Below are 19,436 nucleotides of genomic sequence, written 5' to 3'. Positions count from 1 at the left end.
AGAAGGCTTCCGTAAAAAGGGGAGAGATCCATGAGTGTCTACACGTCCGCGCGCCGGGCATTGCTTGCCGGTGCGTTTATCGGTGTCTTTACAAGCGGCGCTTTTGCCCAGCAGTCCGATACATCACCTGCAACACCGGCTCCTGCAGCAGCTCCGAGTGCAGCTCCAAGTGCAGCGCCCGCTGCTCCCGCAGCGGCGCCTGCGCCGGCCGCACCACAAGCCGCCGCTCCGGCGCCCGCAGCACCGGCCGTTGCCGCCGCGCCTGCACTGCCGCCCGGCTCGCCGCTGATCGGTCGTCCTGATGGCGCTGCCGCAGCCAAGCTCGCGCCCGTCGCGCCGCCGCCGATTCCGTCCGCCGCCGACAAGCTGCCGACTGCCAAACTGAAAGTGCCCGCCGGCTTCAACATCGAAGTCTATGCGGCCGGCATGGCCAATGCGCGCTCGATGCGCGAGGGCGACAAGGGCACGGTCTTTGTTGGCTCCCGTCTTGTCGACAAGGTCTACGCGGTCATCAACAATGACGGCAAGCGCCAGGTAAAGGTGCTGGCCTCTGGCCTCTATCGCCCGAACGGTCTCGCCTTCAAGGACGGCACGCTCTACATCGCCGAACTGTCGAAGATCTCGAAGATCGACAAGGTGGAAGACAATCTCGAAAACCCGCCGAAGCCGACCATGATCTACGACAACCTGCCGAAGGACGAAGCCCATGGCTGGAAGTTCATCGGCATCGGGCCGGACAACAAGCTCTATGTGCCGGTCGGCCAGCCCGGCAACAACGTGCTGCATGACGAGGCCCATGGCCAGATCCGCCGCATGAATCTCGATGGCACCGGCGCCGAGATCTATGTGAAGGGTGTCCGCAACACCGTCGGTTTCGACTGGAATCCGACCACCAAGCAGATGTACTTTACAGACAACGGCCGCGACTGGATGTCGGAAGCGGTGCCGGAGGATGAACTCAACCGTGTCACCAAGGCGGGTGAAGATTTCGGCGCGCCATATTGCCTGCAGGGCAATATCCTCGATCCGGAATTCGGCTGGGGCAAGTCCTGCGCCGACTACACCGCGCCGGTCGGCCTGCTCGGGTCGCATACGGCGGCACTGGGCATGCGGTTCTACACCGGCAAGATGTTCCCGGCCGCCTACAAGGATGCGATCTTCATCGCGCGCCATGGTTCCTGGAACAAGACAACGAAGCTCGGCGGTGACGTCGTTGTCGCGAAGCTCAACAAGGACGGCACGGTGAAATCCGTCGAGCCGTTCCTGACCGGCTTCATCGAGGACAACAAATATGTCGGCCGCCCCGTCGACGTGCTGCAGATGAAGGACGGATCGCTGCTGGTCTCCGACGACTGGAACGGCGCGATCTATCGCATCACCTATGGCAAGCAGAAGGTGGCGGGCGCGAAGTGACGACGTTTTCTCACCTCTCCCCGCCTAGCGAAGCTTTGCTTCGCCGGGCGGGGAGAGGTCGACTGCAACGCGCGAAGCGCGTGAAAGTCGGGTGAGGGGGACTCTCCACTTGCTCCGAGCGCGGTGAGAGTCCCCCTCATCCTCACCTTCTCCCCGCAAGCGGGGAGAAGGAATTCGCCACGCCGGAGTTTCAGTATTCAGAAAGTTCAAAGCCGATGCGCCCGTTTGCCGTCATCGTAGCTCTTTTTCTCTCGACGTCCCCACTCTTCGCCGCCGAACCCATCACCGAGCGGGCCGCGCCGTGCCTCGGTTGTCACGGCGAGAAGGGTGTCTCCGCAACCGAGAACACGCCGTCGCTCGGCGCGCAGCAGCCGGCTTATTCCCTGATCCAGATCTACATGTTTCGCGAGAAGCTCCGCGTCGCGGAGCCGATGAATGACATGGTGAAGGATTTCACCGACGACGACCTGCGCCTGTTCTCGGACTATCTCGCCACGCTGCCGAAGCCGGCCGCGCTCGAAGCCGGGGATCCCGCGCGGATGCAGGCCGCCAGGGCGCTGACCTCGCAATTCCGCTGCGATAGCTGCCACAACGCTGATTTCTCCGGCCGCGACAACATTCCGCGCATCGCCAATCAGCGCGAGGACTACCTCGCCAAGACCATGCGCGAATACAAGGACAACTCCCGCCATGGTTACGATGCCACCATGGCCGATGTGATGCAGTCGATCTCCGAAGCGCAGATCGTGGAGCTGGCTTATTTTCTCGCAAGGGTGAAGTGACCAGGAGCGGCGGATACGCCGCTCCTGGTCATTCCGGGGCGCGCGACGCCGGCGAAGCCGGCAGAGCGCGAACCCGGAATCTCGAAGTGTTTTGCTGAACATGCTGGGATTTCGGGTTCGCATCCGGCAAGAGCCGGCCACGCCCCGGAATGACGAGTGTGGGGCGGCGAGCCAGCACCTAACATTTTTTCCTATTTCTTATTGACAATATCCCGACGTGGATTATTTTCCCCTTCGTCCGGCCCCGATGAGAGGGGCGAGTGCGATCGTCACGTTCGCGGGGCTGGATGCGGTGGACGCCGGAGATGCGGCGTTACGCGGTTCACGGGTGACGTCTGTCTTCGGGCAGGACGGATCTGCGCCAGCACTGCCACTGGCAAGGAGACGGCCGATCTTGGGATGGAAAGACTCCCTGGACAGTGTGACGGACGACCAAGTCAAAACGCGTTCGGCTTACTCGCTTGAGGCTACCCTGTCCCTCCGCCCTGGGACATTAATTTTGGTGATGGGACCGTTCGCCATGGCAGATGTGCAGGCAACCGAAAAAACACCGTATGCGGAACGTCGGGCACTTGCTCGGCGCCTCCGAAAGTCCTGATGCACTCTCAATTGCGGAAGACCGCATTCGCATCAGGCCCAAGGGTGCAACGGGCACCCGGCGTTCCGCACGCCCTCTCACAAGGGGGGCGGGAAGGAATGCGCAAACCTCGGACGCTTCGGCGCCGCGAGAATGCGAGCGTTTGGCCGATTGGCAATCTCCGGCCGCCTGCGTTAACAAGCGACAAGCAATGGAGCACTGCATGAACGATCTCTGGCGCCTGTCGGCAACTGACCTCTCCGCACTCATTCGCGACCGCAAGGTGTCCGCCAAGGAGGCGACGGTGGCTGGCCTCGCACGGCTCGATGCTGTGAACCCTGCCATCAATGCCGTGGTCGACCATCGACCCAATGAGGCGCTGGCACGGGCGGATGCGGTCGATGCGGCGATTGCGCGCGGCGACGATGTCGGCCCGCTCGGCGGCGTGCCCATCACCGTCAAAGTGAATATCGACTACGCGACCTATCCGACATCGAATGGCGTAAAGATCCAGAACGAGATCATCGCTAAGACCAACAGCCCGGTGATCGACAATCTGCTGAAGGCTGGCGCCGTCATCATCGGCCGCACCAATTGCCCGGCATTTTCCTATCGCTGGTTCACCACCAATCAGCTCTATGGTGATACCAAAAACCCGCGCGATCCCTCGCTGACGCCGGGCGGCTCGTCTGGCGGCGCAGGCAGCGCGGTCGCCGCCGGCATCGGTCATATCGCTCATGGTACCGATATCGCGGGCTCGATTCGCTATCCCGCTTATGCCTGCGGCGTGCACGGGTTGCGTCCCACGCTCGGCCGCATCGCGGCTTACAATCAGGCGCTGCCCGAGCGCATCATTTCCGGCCAGATCACCGCGGTGTCCGGCCCGCTGGCGCGCACCATCAACGATGTCCGTCTTGGCCTCGCCGCGATGTCGCAGCCCGACGCGCGCGATCCCTGGTGGGTGCCGGCGCCGCTCGAAGGACCGACGCGCGAGAAGCGCGCCGCCATGTGCCTGCGGCCCGACGGGCTCGCCATCACCTCCGATGTCGAAGCCGCTGTGCGCGATGCCGGCAAGCGGCTGGAGCTGGCAGGGTGGGTCGTCGAGGAAGTCGAGAACACGCCGGCCCTGCGCGAGGCCGCCGCCTTGCAGACGCAGCTCTGGTTCGGCGATGGCTATCAGGGCATGCTGGATGCGGCCGAACGCGAGGGCGATCCCGCAGCACTGGTCTGTCTGCGCGGACAGAAGGACAAGCTCAAGGACTTCGAGAATGGCGGCCTGTCCCGCGCGCTGGTGCGCCGTTCCACCTTCGTGCGCGACTGGGAAATGTTCTTGCAGCGCTATGCCGTGGTGCTGATGCCGATGTCCGGAGAGCTGCCGTTCCCGGATCATCTGGATATGCAGGGCCAGGAATCGTTCGATCGCGTCTGGGCCGCCCAGATGCCACAAATTGGAATTCCCTTCATGGGCCTGCCGGCGCTCAGCGTCGCCACGGGTCTTGTCGGCCGTGCGCCGACCGGCGTGCAACTCGTCGCCGGCCGTTACCGCGAGGATCTGTGTCTGCTGGCCGGCGAAGCCATCGAGGCCGGCGGTACCCCGCCGATGCCTTGCGACCCCGTGACGGCCTGAGAGGGATCAGTGCGATGACCGGCATCTCCGATTTTTCTGCGAACGCACTGACAGGTGAGCCTGTCGCGCTCAAGCAGTTCGAAGGAAAGGTGCTGCTGATCGTCAATACCGCCAGCGCCTGCGGATTCACGCCGCAATATGCCGGGCTGGAGAAGCTGCAGCAGGATTTTGCGTCGCGCGGATTTTCCGTGCTGGGCTTTCCCTGCAACCAGTTCGGCGCGCAGGAGCCGGGCGACGCCAAGGCGATCGAGAGCTTCTGCGAGGCCAATTACCACATCACCTTCCCACTGTTTGAGAAGATCGACGTGAATGGCGCTCACGCGCATCCATTGTATAATTACCTGAAATCTGAAAAGTCCGGATTGCTGGGTTCGGGGATCAAATGGAATTTTACCAAATTCCTGGTCGACCGTTCCGGACGGGTCGTCGAGCGTTTTGCGCCGACCGCCAAACCTGAATCACTGCGAGAGAAAATCGAGGCGCTGCTATGACCGACAACACCAACGCATCAGCCGATCTGCCCGATCGCCTGTCCACCGATCCGCGAAGCCCGTTCTACAATGCCGAAGTGCTGCAGCGCGATGTCGGCATTCGCTTCAAGGGCGCCGAGAAGACCAATGTCGAAGAATATTGCGTCAGCGAAGGCTGGGTGAAGGTGCCCGCCGGCGCGGCAAAGGACCGGTACGGCAATCCGCTGCTGATCAAGCTGACCGGCTCTGTTGAGCCGTATTTCCGCGACTAACGCACCAAAAACGCCGAAAGTCCTGCTGCGGGAAGCTGCCCTGTTCGCGGCACGCGCTGACTAGCAAAAAGGCGTTGCCCGCATAAATTTGAAGCTTAAAGTAATTGCAGTTTCCGGCTACGCTGCGTCCGTCAGCATGATGGACACAGTCGGGCCGTCGTGATTGCAATGCGTGCATGGCAAATGAAGGACCGGGAATGCAGGTGGTGTCGCTACGTTCGGACGCTCACGCCGAGTCGGAACCGGTTTCCGGCCGCAAACCCGCTTCAGCCATGATCGAGATCGAGCACGTCTCGCAGCGCTTCCAGACCTCCGGCAAGCAAAGCCATCTGGCGCTGTCGGATATCAACCTCACCATCGAAGACGGTGCCTTCGTCTCGATCCTCGGACCCTCAGGCTGCGGCAAGTCGACCTTGCTCTATATCGTCGGCGGCTTCGTGCAGCCCACCGATGGCGTTGCCAAGGTGAAGGGCAAGGCGATCACGGGACCGGGTCCGGATCGCGGTCCGGTGTTTCAGGAATTCGCGCTTTTCCCGTGGAAGAACGTGCTCGGCAATGTCATGTATGGCATGCGCCAGCAGGGCATGAAGAAGGCTGAAGCCGAAACGCGCGGCCGCAAGCTGCTCGAGATGGTCGGCCTCAAGGGCTACGAGAATTTCTATCCGAAAGAACTCTCCGGCGGCATGAAGCAGCGCGTCGCGATCGCGCGCACGCTGGCTTATGATCCCGCCGTGCTGCTGATGGATGAGCCGTTCGGCGCGCTCGATGCGCATACCCGCACGCGGCTGCAGAACGATCTGCTCGACATCTGGGATACACAGCGCAAGACGGTGCTGTTCGTCACCCATTCGGTCGAGGAAGCCGTCTATCTCTCAGACAAGGTGATCGTGATGTCGCGCTCGCCGGGCTCGATCAAGGAAATCGTCGATATCGATCTGCCGCGGCCGCGCAAGCGCGCCGATCTGCTGCTCGACGCACGGTTCCAGAAATACATCGTCGACATCGAAAAGATGATCGACGACGGCAAGGACCATCTGTGATGACTGTGCGCGGGGTGCTCAAGACACTTTCGCCATTGTTCGCCTGCATCGGGTTGCTGTGTGTCTGGCAGATTGCCTCGCTGCGGCTGGATACCGAAAGCTTCCCAACGGCTCTGGAGTCGATCAAGGCCATTCCGTCGATCCTCGGGGACAAGGGATCGCTGCTGAACATTCTCGATTCCATCCGTCGTATGGCCATCGGCCTCGTGCTCGCAGTAATGTTTGCGATCCCGCTCGGTCTGCTGATGGGGCGCATCAAGGCTGTCGCGGCCTTCTTCAATCCGCTGATGATGATCATCTATCCGGTGCCAAAAGCAGCGCTGATGCCCATCATCATGCTGTGGATGGGCGTCGGCGACGTCTCCAAGATCCTTGTCATCTTCCTCGGCGTCAGCCTGCCGATCATCTATCACGCTTTCCAGGGCTCCAAGGCCGTCGAAGAAAAGATGCTGTGGTCCGGTGCGGCGATGGGCATGTCGGCGCCGATGCGCATGCTCCGCATCGTGTTGCCGGCAGCACTGCCTGAAATTCTCACGGGTTGCCGCACGGGTCTGGTGCTGGCGCTGATCACCATGATCACCTCCGAGATGATCGCGCGCCAGTCCGGCGCCGGCAACATCCTGTTCAACTCGCTCGACATGGCACAATACGACACGGTGTTTGCGATGATCCTGATCATCGGCGCCATGGGCATCATCTTCGACGCGGCCTTCGAGAAGCTTCGCCTGTCGCTGGTGCGCTGGTCGCAACCGCGCGACGACATGCCTCTCAGCTTCACGTGAGCACGACATGAACCAGGAACGCATCAATTCGGTTCTGCTGGGCATCACGCCGATCGTGCTGTTCATCGCGCTGTGGCAGTCGCTGATCTCCTTCGGCTTCGCGCCGACGAGCTTGTTGCCGCCGCCGGGCGCCGTGTTCGGAAAGCTGGCGAAGGATTTCTTCAACGGCGATTTCCTGCACGATATCGCCGCGACGCTGATCCGTCTGTTCGCCGGCTTCGGCATTGCCGTGGTCGTCGGCGTGTTCGTCGGGCTTGCGGCGGCGGTGAGCCCGGCAGTCAATGCCGTCGTCAAGCCGCTGGTGCGCGTGCTGGCGCCGATCCCGAAGATCGCGCTGTATCCCGCGCTGCTGCTGATCCTCGGCTTCGACCATGCCTCCAAGATCACGCTGGTGACTGCCGACGCGCTGTTCCCGATCCTGCTCTCGACCTATTACGGCGCGTCGATGGTCGAGCAGAAGCTGATCTGGTCGGCGATGGCCGCCGGCACGCCGCGCTGGCAGATCCTGTTCAAGGTGGTGCTGCCCGCCGCGATGCCATCGATCCTCACCGGCTGCCGCATCGGCCTCGTGATCTCCTGCATCGTGGTATTCTTGGCGGAGATGATCACCTCGACCGACGGCCTCGGTCACATGCTGGTCCAGGCTGCGCGCACGTTCCAGACCGTGGACATGTTCGTCCCGCTGATCATGATCTCGATGCTGGGTCTGATCCTGAACAGCCTGCTGCACTGGCTGCGCAGCTATCTGCTGCGGGGCTTTCCGGAAGTGTGAGGTCGGCTCAGCCGCCGAACTCATCTGCCAATGTTCGTCATGGCCGGGCTTGACCCGGCCATCCAACTATCTTCGGCGTTTGCGGCAAAGATGAATGCCCGGGTCAAGCCCGGGCATGACGAGAGAGTAGAGCGCGGTGTCTCAAAGCACCGGCGGCTTCTGCAACTGGAAGTGCTTCAGCAGATCCACGAATGCCGATAGCCGCCCCTCGCGATAGGCATCGACATCGAGCCCCTCATAATTGAGGAAACCTTCGCCCGTCTTGAGGCCGATGCGGCCTTCGGCCATGTTGCGGCCGACGATCTCCGGCGACGCGTAGCGGTCGTTGTTCAGCGCACCGGTGAGATACTTGCTGGCGTAATACAGAATATCGCCGCCGCCCCAATCGACGAATTCCAAGAGGCCCAGCACTGCGAAGCGGAATCCGAAGCCGTATTTGATCGCCTTGTCGATATCCTCGGGGCTGGCAACACCTTCCTCGACCATGCGCGCGGCTTCGTTCATGGCCATCGCCTGGATACGCGGCACGATATAGCCGGGCGTCGCGGCGCAAACTACGGGGACCTTGCCGATGCCTTCGAGCATCTCCTTCACGCGTGCGGTGATCGCCGGATCGGTCTTGGCGCCGGGCGAGACTTCGACCAGTGGCACGAGATAGGCCGGGTTCAGCCAGTGTGCGTTGAGGAAGCGCTCGGGATGCTCGACGGCGCTGGAGATGTCATCGACGAGGATGGTCGACGTCGTCGATGCGATGATCGGCGTGGGGCCTGCGAGTTGTGAGGCGCGCGCCAGCGCCTCACGCTTCTGGTCGAGCACTTCAGGCACGCCTTCGAATATGATGGCGGAACTGCTCAGTGCGGCACCTGCGCCGGCTTCCGGCACGACGCTGACGCGCGACACCAGCGTCTCGATATCAACCTCAGTGAGCAGGCCGAACCGCGCCATGCTGGCAAAGGTCTTGCGGATCTCGCCCAGTGCCTCGGCTTCCAGTGCCCTGAACTTGTCGAGGTCGCGCGCCTTGAAGTCGACGATCGCGACATTGTGGCCGGCATAGGCAAAGGCAACGGCAATGCCGCGGCCCATGCGGCCCGCGCCGAGACAAGCAATGGCGGGACGGGCGCTCATGCGGCAAAGCCTTCGCGCAGTAGCTTCAGCAGCGCGGCCTGATCGAGATCGCCGAAGCCGAGGCTTGCGAGTGTGCGGCCACCCTGCAGGAAGTTCTCGCCGCAGATCGCGCCGCCAATCGCGAGGAACGCCTTGACCAGTGGCGTTTTGACGCCAGCGAGCTGGGCGCAGGACAGGAAAAACGACAGGCCGGTGCGCAGGTCCTCGCGCATGTAGCGATGCTCGGTGAGCACGATGTGCTCGCGCCAGTCACCGCTGTCGGTGAGACGATCATGCGAGCCGCGGCCATACATCCACTCTTCGCCTTCCTTGGCGTAGTGATCCGCCAGTGGGAAATGCGCGCCGTTGTAACCAAAGGCCTCGCGGATCGCGATGCGCTCGGCGTCGAGCGCGTCGGTGACGCGGCGGATCGCCGGCTGGGTGCCTTCCTTGTGAATGTCCCAGGTCGGGAAATGCTCCAATGGCCCGGCATTCATCACGATCAGCGGTGGATGAATGATCGGACCGGCATTCATCAGCGCACCGGACAACGCATCACCACACGGCTCGATGACGCCGGGGAAGGCCTTGTCGATGACCTTGCAGGCATAGTCCATCATGTGAAGCGGGAACACGCCGGTCGGCAGACGCTTGGCGCGGATGGTGATGGCGACCTCGAACGGGCCGTGCTTACGCGCGAGCCAGGGCAGTGTACCGGTTTCCGCAAAGGCGACCTTGGCGGTGTTGCCGGCGTCATGTGCGGCCTTGGCAAAGATCATCGAGCCGAAGGTCGCCGGCGGCAGATAGACCACCTGGCCATCCTTGAGGTGCGGCGCGATCCGTTTGGCGATATCAGGCTGCGCAAAGGCGGGTGCGGGGCACAGGATCAGTTCGACGTCCTTGATCGCTTCCGCAATGTCCGTCGTTACCAGCGTCAATTGCGTATCGTGCGTGCCCTGCGCATTCTTGACCTTGATGCGCGAGCCGGCCTTCTTGTGTTCGGCGACAGCCTCGGCGTCGCGGCGCCACAGGCGGACGTCATGGCCCTGCAGTGCGAAATCACCCGCGGCTGCGAACGAACCGTTGCCGCCACCCAATACTGCGATCTTCAATTGGTCTCTCCGTCGCTCGGCGTTGCCGCCTGAACCTGCTTCAGTTTGAAATGCTGCACCTTGCCGAGCGCGGTGCGCGGCAGGTCTGTGACGAACACAATGTCGCGCGGCTGCTTGTAGCGGGCGAGCTGCGTGAGCACATGGGCCTTCAGTGTCTCGGCGGTCACGCTGCAATTCGGCCGCAGCAGCACATAGGCGACTGGTACTTCCTGCCATTTCGGATCGGGCACACCGACGACGCCGCAATCGGCGACATCGGGATGTTCGAGCAGCACGCGTTCGACTTCGGCGGGATAGACATTCTCGCCGCCGGAAATAATCATGTTCTTCTTGCGGTCATGGACCCAGAAATAGCCGTCATCGTCGCGCGTGCCGATATCGCCGGTGCGATACCAGCCGTCATGTAGTGCCTCGCGCGTCGCGCCCTCGTTGCCCCAATATTCGTAGAACACGTTCGGGCCGCGCACCGCGATCTCGCCGGTGGCAGTGGCAGGCAGCTCGTTGCCGTCGTCGTCGATGATGATGGCTTCGCAGCACAGGCCGGGCAAACCCGTCGATCCCGTACGCGACAGGTCGCCGCCCAGCCGCGTATAGACCGAGATCGGGCAGGTCTCGGTTGAACCATAGACCTGCAGCACGGGAATGCCGCGCGCTGTCAGGCGTTCGATCAGATGCGGCGGCACGATGCTGGAGCCGGTGGATACGGCCTTGAGGCAGGACACGTCGGTCGCAGTCCAGGCGGGATGCTCGCTCATCGCCTGAATGATCGCGGGTACCCAAACGGTCAGGGTGGGTCGCTCCCGCGTGATCGCTTCCAGCGTGGAGTCGGGTGTGAAGCGCGCATGGATTGTTACGGTAGCGCCGTGATGCAGCGCCGGCGTGGTCTGGATGTTGAGGCCGCCGACATGGAAGAAGGGCAGCACGGTCAGGACATGATCGTCTGACGTGAGGCCATGCATGTGCTGGCTCATCACGCCGTTCCACAGCAGCGCTTCCTGGCGCAGCACGGCGCCTTTCGGGCGGCCCGTAGTGCCTGACGTGTAGACGATCAGCAGCGGGCAGGAGAGGTCGGTATGCGGATTGCGGCCGTCGCCCGAGGCGCGTGCGAGCAGGGTGTCGAAGGTCTGGCCGGGGGCATCAGGCGCGAAATCGAGCGCGATCACGCGCGTATCCGGCAACTCCTTCGCAAGCGACGGCAGGATTGCCGCAAAGCCTTCCTCAAGCACCAGCACCTTCACGGAGGCGTCAGAGAGAATGAACAGTTGCTCGGCGACTGCGAGCCGCCAGTTGAGTGGCACCATGATCGCGCCAAGCCGGGCACAGGCATAGAGCAGAACGAGATAGTCCGGCCTGTTCATGCTCAGGATTGCGACGCGATCACCGCGACCAACGCCGCATTCCGTCTTCAGTGCCTTCGCCGTCGCCTCGATCCGCGCGTTGAACACGGCGTAGCTGAGCGTCTTGCCCTCGAAATGAATCGCGGGCTTGTCTGGCGTGAACGCGGCGTTGCGGGCGATGAGGCTGGAGAGATCCACGATTACTCGTCTTTCTCACCGGCCTCATAGAGTGCCTCGCGGCCGATACGGTCGAGGCAAAGCTCGGCGGTCCAGGGCAGCATCAGCGCACCGCAGCGGCTGTCACGATAGATGCGCTCCAGCGGCAGCGTCTTCAGCATGGCCTGACCGCCGCAGGTGCGGATCGCCAGTGCGGCGAGTTCGTTGGCGCCTTCCATCACGGTGTACTGGGCGGCGTAGGCGCGCAGCACCTGCTCCTTGCTCGGATTGGCACAGGCTTCGGTCACGGCCTGGAACCAGGTCGACTTGAGCTGTTCGAGCTTGATCTGCATCTGCGCCACGGCGATCTGCTTGGTCGGATACATCCGCCGCTTGACTGGCGGCATGCCCGGGATTTCGCCGCGGAGATACTTCACGGTGAAATCGTACGATGCCTGCGCGAGACCGACGTAAGTCGGCGACAGCGTCAGGAACATGTGCGGCCAGCGCATCGCGGCCTGGAAGTAGACGCCGCGCGGCATCAGCGCTGCATCTTCCGGAACGAACACGTCCTTGAAGATCAGCGTGCGGGAGACCGTGCCGCGCATGCCCAATGGGTCCCAGTCGCCAACGACGGAGACGCCTTCGGACTTGGCGGAAATCGCCAGATACAGCGTGTTGCGGCGCGAAGCCTTCTCACCCTCAGCGACTTCGGTGCAGAGCACGCCGTAGTAATCGGCGAAGCCCGACAGCGACGCAAAGATCTTCTTGCCGTTGACGATCCAGCCGCCTTTGACGGGCTTCGCTTCGGTTCCGAACGCAACGCCGCCGGCGGCTGCTGCGCCGCCTTCGGAGAACGGCTGCGAATAGATCGCGCCGTCTTCGACGATGCGCTTGTAGTGGATGGCGCGGCGGCGGTGCTGTTCGGCGCGCATCTGGTCATCCATGTCGAGGTCATCGGCCAGCGGGCCGGACCACAGCGTCGAGCAGACATGCATGTTCCAGGTGAGTGCCGTGGCGCCGCAATAACGGCCGATCTCGGCGGCAGCGAGCGAATAGGTCTGATAGCCGGCGCCCGAACCGCCATTGGCTTTCGGGATCGAAATGCCCAGCAGACCCGCCTTGTGCAGGTCCTTGTAGTTCTCGAGCGGGAAGGTGGCCTCGGTATCCCACTTCGCCGCGCGACCGGCGAAATTGGCCTGTGCCAGCTCGCGCGCCTTGGCGATCAGCCCGGCCTGCTCGTCGTCGAGACGATAGGCCTTCGGATCGAACATCGGCTTGTCGAGAACGATGCTGTCGAGATCGGGCTTGCTGGCAGGCTTGTTCATGAGGATGACCCCGAAAGGTTGTGGCTGGTTTTGAGGAAGTCGGCGAGTACTTCATTGAATTCGTGCGGGCGTTCGAAACTGGCGAGATGGCCGACGCCTTCGAGTTCGACATAGGTCGAGCCGGGCACGAAGGTCGCCATCTTGGCCATGGTTTTCGCGGGCGCGTTGTTGTCTTTCGATCCCGATAGGACTAAAGTCGGTATTTTGATGTCCGCAATGTTCTTGCGCAGATCGAAGCCGATCATCGCCTTCATCGAGGCGCGGTAGGTGTCGGGCTTCACAGCGGCCATGCAGTCGCGTGCGAGTTCAAGGCCGGCAGGATCCGGATTGTCGCCGATCAGGCCTGCCACCAGCTTCGGCGCCATCGACACCATGGTCTCGCCACGGTCGAGCGGGCCAAGCCGGGCGTCGATGAAATTCTTCTGCCATTCGCCGTCGGAGCTGCCGAAGGCGGAGGTGGTCTGCGCCAGCACGATGGCGCCGGCGAGATCGGGATAGTCCACCATGAAGCGCTGCACGATCATGCCGCCAATGGAATGGCCGACCAGCACCGGTTTCCTGGCGCCAATCTGCGTGAGAAAGTCCTTCAGCGCCTCGGCGAAGGCTGGGATGCTGGGAGCCTCAAGTTGCTTCGAACCGCCATAGCCCGGCATGTCCCAGCCGATGGCGTAGTAGCGGTCGCCGAATGCTTCGAGCTGGTGGCGCCAGCCGCGGCCGGCGCCGCCGATCCCATGCAGAAACACCAGCGGCGTTGCCGCGGAATCGCCTTTGGCCTCAAAGCCGAAGCGGCCGTCCTTCGTCGTCAGGGCTGCAGAATTTGGCACGCATAGGCCTCCTGTGCTGTCGGACAAGGGCGATCCTAGCATGTCCGAGATATATGAAAAGCGATAGTTTTAGACTTAAAGGGTTGTGGATTGCCTCATCCGGAGGCACGTCGTTGTTAGAGGTCGGGTCTCCGAGTGATGGACCATGCGCCTGCCGCTTGGCGATGTTGTGATGTCCGGCCATCGCCCTTGTCCGGAATTTCTTTAGGTTTAAAACAATGTCGATTGCCGATGCATCGAGGGAGGAAGCCATGTCCGATCAGTCATTTTTGTCCTGGCCGTTTTTCGAGGACCATCACCGCGAACTGGCCACCGGCCTGTCGCGCTGGGCCAAGGCGACATTGCCCGGTCTGGTCGATCATCATGACGTCGATGGCTCCTGCAAACGTCTGGTGAAGGCGCTTGGTGATGGAGGATGGTTGCGCGCGGCAGTGCCGGCGAGCCATGGCGGAATGTTTCCGACCTTTGACGTGCGCTCGCTATGTCTGATCCGCGAAACGCTGGCCTATGAGAGCGGTCTCGCGGACTTCGCCTTCGCGATGCAGGGACTCGGCACCGGGCCGATCAGCCTGTTCGGTTCGGAAGCGTTGAAGTCGCGCTATCTGCCGCGCGTCGCCAGCGGCGAGGCTATTGCAGCGTTTGCACTGTCGGAGCCCGATGCAGGTTCGGATGTCGCTGCGATGACGACGACGGCGGTGCCTGATGGTCCGGATCATGTCCGCATCAATGGCCTCAAGACCTGGATCTCCAATGGCGGCATTGCCGACCAGTATGTGGTGTTCCTGCGTACTGGCGAATCCGGCGCGCGCGGCATCAGCGCCTTTGTGGTCGATGCGGACACGCCTGGCTTCACGATTGCAGAGCGGATCGATGTGATCGCGCCGCATCCGCTGGCCACGCTGAAATTCGAGGATTGCCGCGTGCCTCTGGCGAACCGTATCGGCAAGGACGGCGAAGGCTTCAAGGTCGCGATGGCGACGCTCGACGTGTTTCGCTCGACCGTCGGTGCTGCCGCGCTGGGTCTCGCACGACGCGCGCTCGACGAGGCGCTGCATCGCTCGGTCACGCGGAAAATGTTCGGCCATACGCTGGGCGATCTTCAGCTGACGCAAGCGGGACTCGCGGAGATGGCCACGTCCATCGATGCATCGGCCCTGCTGGTCTATCGCTCGGCCTGGACCAAGGATCAGGGCGCGGCGCGCATCACACGCGAAGCCGCCATGGCCAAGATGTTCGCGACCGAAGCGGCACAGACAGTGATCGACCGTGCTGTGCAGATTTTCGGCGGTCTCGGCGTGCAGTCGGGCGTCAAGGTCGAGGAGCTCTATCGCGAGATCCGCGCACTGCGCATCTATGAAGGCGCAACCGAAGTCCAGAAGGTTATCATCGGTCGCGAGCTGATCAAGGCTGCGCAGACGGGGGCGTAGTAGTTAGTCGCCAATCTATCCATGTGTCGTCCCCGCGAAGGCGGGGACCCATACACGCTGGAGATTTGGTCGGAACACAGTCGGGGTAACTCTGCCGTTTGGACCACGCTGACCGTGGTTATGGGTCCCCGCCTTCGCGGGGACGACAATGGAGGGTGAAGCTACGCGGCTGTCGCCTCCGCTTTGTAGTTCGGAGCCGACGCAAGAAACCGCGCATAGGCGTCCGCATCCGGCGGCGTGAACTTCTCCACCAGCGCGCTGCGCCGTTTGCTGGTGGCGCCCATGTCGTCGAGCAGTTCGTCGAAATGCTTGAAGTGATAGGGTGCCACACACAGTCCGCCATAGACACCGGCGGCCGGACGCTCAACGCGCTTGAAATGCAGCATCTCGTCCATGTTCCGATGCATCTCGGCTGCCGTCGGCTGCTTCGCCAGTTTGCCGTCGGCATAGCGCACCAGCCAGTTGGCGGCCATTTCCGCCGTCAGCACCGAGCAGAAGCTGGAATTGAAACCGACAAATCCCATGTCTGGCAAATCCGGATTGGCGATGACGCGATACAGCCGATACTGACCGTCATCCTGGATGAGTTTGTCGCGATATTGCTGCGGCAGGAATGGCACGCCGAGTGTGAAGCCGATTGCCAGCACGGCAACGTCAGCTTCGACGCGCTGGCCTGATGACATCACGATGGTCTTGCCGTCATAGTGATCGAAGGTGCCACGGACCGCCTTGATGCGTCCATCAGCGACCATCGGGAAGAAGTTCGGCGTGGCGATCGGTGCCGAGCAGTTGATGCCGTCCTCGATACGGCCTTCCGGCACCATGTCGCATTTCTTGAGCTTGAGCTGGGTCTTCAACATGGCCTCCAGCCCGCGCCAGTTGGCCCAGATGAATGGCTTGGCAATGGCGTGATTGAGTCGCGAGAGCGCACTCAGGCCCCAGCCCCGAAACATCTCCTCCTGGGCGCGGATATAGAGGATGCGCTTGAAGTTGATCAGGCCGCCGATGAAATAGGGAATGCGCCAGACCGGCTCGCGATAGACGAAGGTAACGGCGCTGGCGCCGGCATTGACCGAATGCACGGCGATATCGGTGGCCGATTTCGAGCCGCCCAGCACGATGACCTTCTTGCCTTTGACGATGGATGAATCCGTGTGCTCGGCCGAATGCAGGATCACGCCGCCGGCGGCCTTGAACGCGTCTTCGCCGGGATGATGCAGTTCCTTGCGCTCGTTGAATTGCCCGGTGCAGACCGCCACGAAATCGAATGTTTCCTGCGCGGTGTTGCCAGCCGCATCGCGTGTCTCAAGCGTCCAGCCGGGCAGGCCATCGTCGCGGCGTTTCATGCTCACGACGGTCGTGTTGAAACGCATCAGCGGGATCAGATTGTAGTCGCGTGCATAATCTGTGAGATAGGCATGGACCTGCGGCCCCTTGGGCCATTCCGGATAGCTCGCCGGCATCGGCTTGTCGGTGAAGCGATAGAGTTCCTTGGGACTCTGGGTCTGCACCTCTGGATAAGAGCGGGCTGGCTCCCAGACGCCGCCGAGGTCGCCGCTGCGTTCAAGCATCGTGACCTTGTGTCCGCATGCTGTGAAGGATTTGGCGGCGGCAAGGCCGGCGATACCGGCGCCGATGACGCAAACGCTCTTCTGTTTGACCATGGCTCGTCTCCTGTCTGAATGCGGCGTTGGATCGCGGACGTGCGGGTTCGCGCGCGCAGACGGACATCTGCGCGAAACGTTCGCGTGGGGTGTTGAGTGCCGTTCGGCTGTTGAGCCTAGTCGTTGGCTTCCGGTGGCAGGAAGTTCACTTCATGCTCAGCGGAGACCCGCACGATGGCTTCGATGTCGCTCATGTTGTGCAATTGCCTGAACAAGGCTTCGAGCTTCTGTGTCGGCGAGACCCAGAACAGCGCGCGAGCCGGTTTGTCCGACTTGTTGAAATAGCCATGCGGAATGCCGCGCGGCAGGCGGACGAGGTCGCCGGCATGGGCGCGGACCCACTGGCCGTCGAGCTTGAGGTCGAGAATACCCTCCTGCACCAGGATGAACTCTTCCTGGGTCGGATGGATATGCACCGGCACGAACTGACCGGGATCGCTGTTGGTCTCGAAGGCAAAGGTGGAGTCGGTCACGGCCTTTGGAAAATAGACCTGTCCAAGGATATTCCACGTGGTGCCGTTATATCCGGTGCCGTTCTGGGTAATGCCTTTTTCAAGTGCCGCCATGGTCCTGCTCCCTTGGGTTTCACGTCTGCAAGGATGCTGCGTGACCTCGGGGCCTGTCTCTAGCCGTTGAACGAATCCGCTATCCAAACGACGAAATAATTACCGGTAGGGGGAGGGGCGCAGGCGCGTTGCGCTGCACACTCATCTTTGGCAGGCGCCGGCCTGCGCATTCGTTGTGCAGCACGGCAATATTTACGGCGCGGCGCCGACTATGCGACGTGATGCGACATGGATAGTCTAGGCTTCAAATAACGCAGGCGATCGGACCATGGTGTTGGACGCAGCCGTATCAGGGAATGCCCAGCCGGCCCGCGCCGCAAGGCTTGCGGCGTTCTCTCGCGTCTTCACCAGGGATATCGACGAAGCCGCCGACTCGATCGGGCGTATTTTCTGTCCGCATGCGCTGGACCCGTTACAGAGCTCACGGCAAGACTTTCATGCGCTCCATAACTGTGCGGCGTTCGATGGCTTCTCGGTGAACTACGTCTCCTATGGTGGCTCGGTGGCGATCGATCCCGGCTGTCTCGATCGCTTCTTCCTGCTGCAGATCCCGATGCATGGCGGTGCCCGGATAAATACTGGCGGCCGGACGATTGAGGTGTCGGCAGGGCGTTCCGCGTCCTTGCTGTCGCCGACCATGCCGACAAAGATGGTCTGGCAGGACGATTGCGCCAAGCTGATCCTGCTGGTCGAACGGCGGCTGGTAGAAGAGCGCGCGGCGGCGCTGGCAGAGAAATCTGGTGCCGTGATCGAGTTCGATCCGGAGGTCGACCTCAATACGCCGTTCGGTCTCGCGATCCGATCCCAGCTCGAGTACCTGGCTGATCTCGCGGAGCATCGCGGACCCGGGCAGCAGATCTCGCCCATGATGGCGGCGACCCTGCGTGACTCCGTGATAGGACTGTTGCTGACCGGTCAGCGACATACGCTGACCGACACCATCGACCGCTCCCTGGCGCGCCTTGGTCCGCTGCCGGCGGTGCTGAGAAAGGCGCGGGACTATCTCGAAGCCCATGCCACCGAGCCGCTCGATCTCGATCGGCTCTCGCGAGCCGCTGGCATCGGGATACGTTCGCTGCAGCTCGGCTTTCAGAAGCATTTCGGCATGTCGATTTCCGATGCACTGCTCGATATCCGGCTGACGCATTTGAATGCGAGGTTGCTGCGGGCCGCGCCGGGTGAGCGCGTCATTGATATGGCCTTTGATCTTGGCTTTACCCATCCGAGCCGGATGGCCAGCTTCTACCGTGCCCGTTATGGCGAGAGCCCGTCGGATACGCTCCGCCGCAGCCGCTAGCAGCATGGCCTGCCGCTTTCTTGCAAAAGCTTGAAGTCTAAAATAATATCCAGGCAGGCTCATGGAGAGCCTGCGGAAGGTGACGCATGTCCGGATTGTCTCGCTCCTCCCACGCTCTGGTGACCGGCGGCGGCCGCGGCATCGGCCGCGCCATTGCAGCATCGTTGGTGCAGGCCGGCGCGACCGTCACCATCCTGGGTCGCAATCTTGCAGTGCTGAACGAGGTCGTTGCCGCTGGTGACGCGCACCATGCGATGGCCGCCGACGTGTCCGATCAAGCCGCGCTGAATGCCGCGATTGCGGATGCCGCGAAACGCCAGCCGATCGATATTCTGGTGGCGAATGCGGGTGCTGCGGAGTCTGCGCCATTCGTGAAATCGGATGCCGCGCTGTTCCAGCGCATGATGGACGTCAATTTCATGGGCGTCGTCTATGCGACGCAGGCTGTGCTGCCCGAGATGGTCAAGCGCAAGAGTGGCCGCATCGTTGCGGTTGCTTCGACGGCTGGCCTCAAGGGCTACGGCTATGTCAGCGCCTATAGTGCAGCGAAGCATGCTGTCATCGGCCTCGTGCGCTCGGTGGCGCTGGAAGTCGCGAAAAGCGGTGTCACTGTGAATGCAGTGTGCCCAGGCTTTACCGAGACCGATCTGCTCGAAGGCAGCATCGACAACATCATGAGTAAGACTGGCCGTACGCGCGAACAAGCTGTTGCCGAATTGGCGAAGCACAATCCGCAGGGCCGTCTGGTGACGCCCGGCGAAGTTGCCGATGCCGTATTGTGGTTGTGCGGCGCCGGCGCCAGTTCCATCACCGGCCAGAGCGTCGCCGTCGCCGGCGGCGAAGTCTGATCGAACCGCAACAACAAGAACCGAACAAATTACCGGGA

Annotated in this window: 18 protein-coding genes; 11 read left to right on the top strand and 7 right to left on the bottom strand. The window is 62.2% G+C overall.

Annotation, left to right across the window (positions count from 1 at the left end):
- Window positions 1-30: 30 nt before the first annotated feature.
- The 8 genes from BLW80_RS25065 to BLW80_RS25025 all read left to right on the top strand — a co-directional run bounded on the left by BLW80_RS25065 (window position 31) and on the right by BLW80_RS25025 (window position 7,735).
- On the top strand, window positions 31-1,413 hold the full coding sequence (locus BLW80_RS25065; protein WP_093760686.1) for a PQQ-dependent sugar dehydrogenase: 1,383 nt from the start codon (window positions 31-33) through the stop codon (window positions 1,411-1,413).
- 215 nt (window positions 1,414-1,628) lie between these two features.
- On the top strand, window positions 1,629-2,195 hold the full coding sequence (locus BLW80_RS25060; protein WP_093760684.1) for a c-type cytochrome: 567 nt from the start codon (window positions 1,629-1,631) through the stop codon (window positions 2,193-2,195).
- Between the two features lie 800 nt (window positions 2,196-2,995).
- Window positions 2,996-4,399 carry an amidase family protein gene (locus BLW80_RS25050; protein WP_093761157.1) on the top strand — a complete coding sequence of 468 codons (1,404 nt, stop codon included), beginning with the start codon at window positions 2,996-2,998 and terminating at the stop codon, window positions 4,397-4,399.
- A 14-nt stretch (window positions 4,400-4,413) separates the two neighbouring features.
- Window positions 4,414-4,890, top strand: a complete 477-nt coding sequence (locus BLW80_RS25045; protein ID WP_093760680.1) for a glutathione peroxidase — start codon at window positions 4,414-4,416, stop codon at window positions 4,888-4,890.
- On the top strand, window positions 4,887-5,141 hold the full coding sequence (locus tag BLW80_RS25040) for a DUF3297 family protein (protein WP_089267433.1): 255 nt from the start codon (window positions 4,887-4,889) through the stop codon (window positions 5,139-5,141). Before BLW80_RS25045 ends, BLW80_RS25040 begins: the two co-directional genes overlap by 4 nt.
- 197 nt (window positions 5,142-5,338) lie before the next feature.
- Window positions 5,339-6,181, top strand: coding sequence for an ABC transporter ATP-binding protein (locus BLW80_RS25035; protein WP_244528451.1), 843 nt, complete (start codon window positions 5,339-5,341; stop codon window positions 6,179-6,181).
- Window positions 6,181-6,963, top strand: a complete 783-nt coding sequence (locus BLW80_RS25030; protein ID WP_093760676.1) for an ABC transporter permease — start codon at window positions 6,181-6,183, stop codon at window positions 6,961-6,963. The genes BLW80_RS25035 and BLW80_RS25030 overlap by 1 nt, the downstream gene beginning before the upstream one ends.
- Window positions 6,964-6,970: 7 nt before the next feature.
- Window positions 6,971-7,735, top strand: coding sequence for an ABC transporter permease (locus BLW80_RS25025; RefSeq protein ID WP_093760674.1), 765 nt, complete (start codon window positions 6,971-6,973; stop codon window positions 7,733-7,735).
- A gap of 141 nt (window positions 7,736-7,876) precedes the next feature.
- Here BLW80_RS25025 and BLW80_RS25020 read toward each other — a convergent pair whose 3' ends face one another.
- The 5 genes from BLW80_RS25020 to BLW80_RS25000 are packed head-to-tail and all read right to left on the bottom strand — an operon-like array spanning window position 7,877 to window position 13,596.
- A complete protein-coding gene (locus tag BLW80_RS25020; RefSeq protein ID WP_093760672.1) occupies window positions 7,877-8,860 on the bottom strand; it encodes a 3-hydroxybutyryl-CoA dehydrogenase in 984 nt (327 codons plus the stop codon).
- On the bottom strand, window positions 8,857-9,951 hold the full coding sequence (locus BLW80_RS25015; protein ID WP_093760670.1) for an NAD/NADP-dependent octopine/nopaline dehydrogenase family protein: 1,095 nt from the start codon (window positions 9,949-9,951) through the stop codon (window positions 8,857-8,859). The genes BLW80_RS25020 and BLW80_RS25015 overlap by 4 nt, the downstream gene beginning before the upstream one ends.
- Window positions 9,948-11,486, bottom strand: a complete 1,539-nt coding sequence (locus tag BLW80_RS25010) for a class I adenylate-forming enzyme family protein (protein ID WP_093760668.1) — start codon at window positions 11,484-11,486, stop codon at window positions 9,948-9,950. Before BLW80_RS25010 ends, BLW80_RS25015 begins: the two co-directional genes overlap by 4 nt.
- Before the next feature lie 2 nt (window positions 11,487-11,488).
- Window positions 11,489-12,772, bottom strand: a complete 1,284-nt coding sequence (locus tag BLW80_RS25005) for an acyl-CoA dehydrogenase family protein (protein ID WP_231077637.1) — start codon at window positions 12,770-12,772, stop codon at window positions 11,489-11,491.
- Window positions 12,769-13,596: an alpha/beta fold hydrolase gene (locus tag BLW80_RS25000; RefSeq protein ID WP_093760666.1), complete on the bottom strand. Its 828-nt coding sequence runs from the start codon at window positions 13,594-13,596 to the stop codon at window positions 12,769-12,771. The genes BLW80_RS25005 and BLW80_RS25000 overlap by 4 nt, the downstream gene beginning before the upstream one ends.
- 251 nt (window positions 13,597-13,847) lie before the next feature.
- Here BLW80_RS25000 and BLW80_RS24995 point away from each other — a divergent pair, with 251 nt between their 5' ends.
- Window positions 13,848-15,023, top strand: a complete 1,176-nt coding sequence (locus tag BLW80_RS24995) for an acyl-CoA dehydrogenase family protein (RefSeq protein ID WP_093761153.1) — start codon at window positions 13,848-13,850, stop codon at window positions 15,021-15,023.
- A 161-nt stretch (window positions 15,024-15,184) separates the two neighbouring features.
- On the opposite strand, the gene BLW80_RS24990 is transcribed toward BLW80_RS24995, so the two are convergent.
- Both BLW80_RS24990 and BLW80_RS24985 read right to left on the bottom strand, forming a co-directional pair.
- Window positions 15,185-16,687: a flavin-containing monooxygenase gene (locus BLW80_RS24990; RefSeq protein WP_093760664.1), complete on the bottom strand. Its 1,503-nt coding sequence runs from the start codon at window positions 16,685-16,687 to the stop codon at window positions 15,185-15,187.
- Between the two features lie 116 nt (window positions 16,688-16,803).
- Window positions 16,804-17,253 (bottom strand): cupin domain-containing protein, encoded by a 450-nt coding sequence (locus BLW80_RS24985; RefSeq protein ID WP_093760662.1) that lies wholly within the window; start codon window positions 17,251-17,253, stop codon window positions 16,804-16,806.
- Window positions 17,254-17,521: 268 nt separating this feature from the next.
- On the opposite strand from BLW80_RS24985, the gene BLW80_RS24980 reads away from it, so the two are divergent.
- The gene (locus BLW80_RS24980; protein WP_093760660.1) at window positions 17,522-18,550 is read left to right on the top strand and encodes an AraC family transcriptional regulator; all 1,029 of its coding nucleotides are present in this window, start codon (window positions 17,522-17,524) and stop codon (window positions 18,548-18,550) included.
- Window positions 18,551-18,636: 86 nt separating this feature from the next.
- Window positions 18,637-19,398: an SDR family NAD(P)-dependent oxidoreductase gene (locus BLW80_RS24975; protein WP_093760658.1), complete on the top strand. Its 762-nt coding sequence runs from the start codon at window positions 18,637-18,639 to the stop codon at window positions 19,396-19,398.
- The last annotated feature ends 38 nt before the right edge of the window (window positions 19,399-19,436 follow it).

This window comes from Tardiphaga sp. OK245, assembly GCF_900108575.1.
Lineage (GTDB): Bacteria > Pseudomonadota > Alphaproteobacteria > Rhizobiales > Xanthobacteraceae > Tardiphaga > Tardiphaga robiniae.
This window is presented reverse-complemented; position numbering and strand designations above follow the sequence as displayed.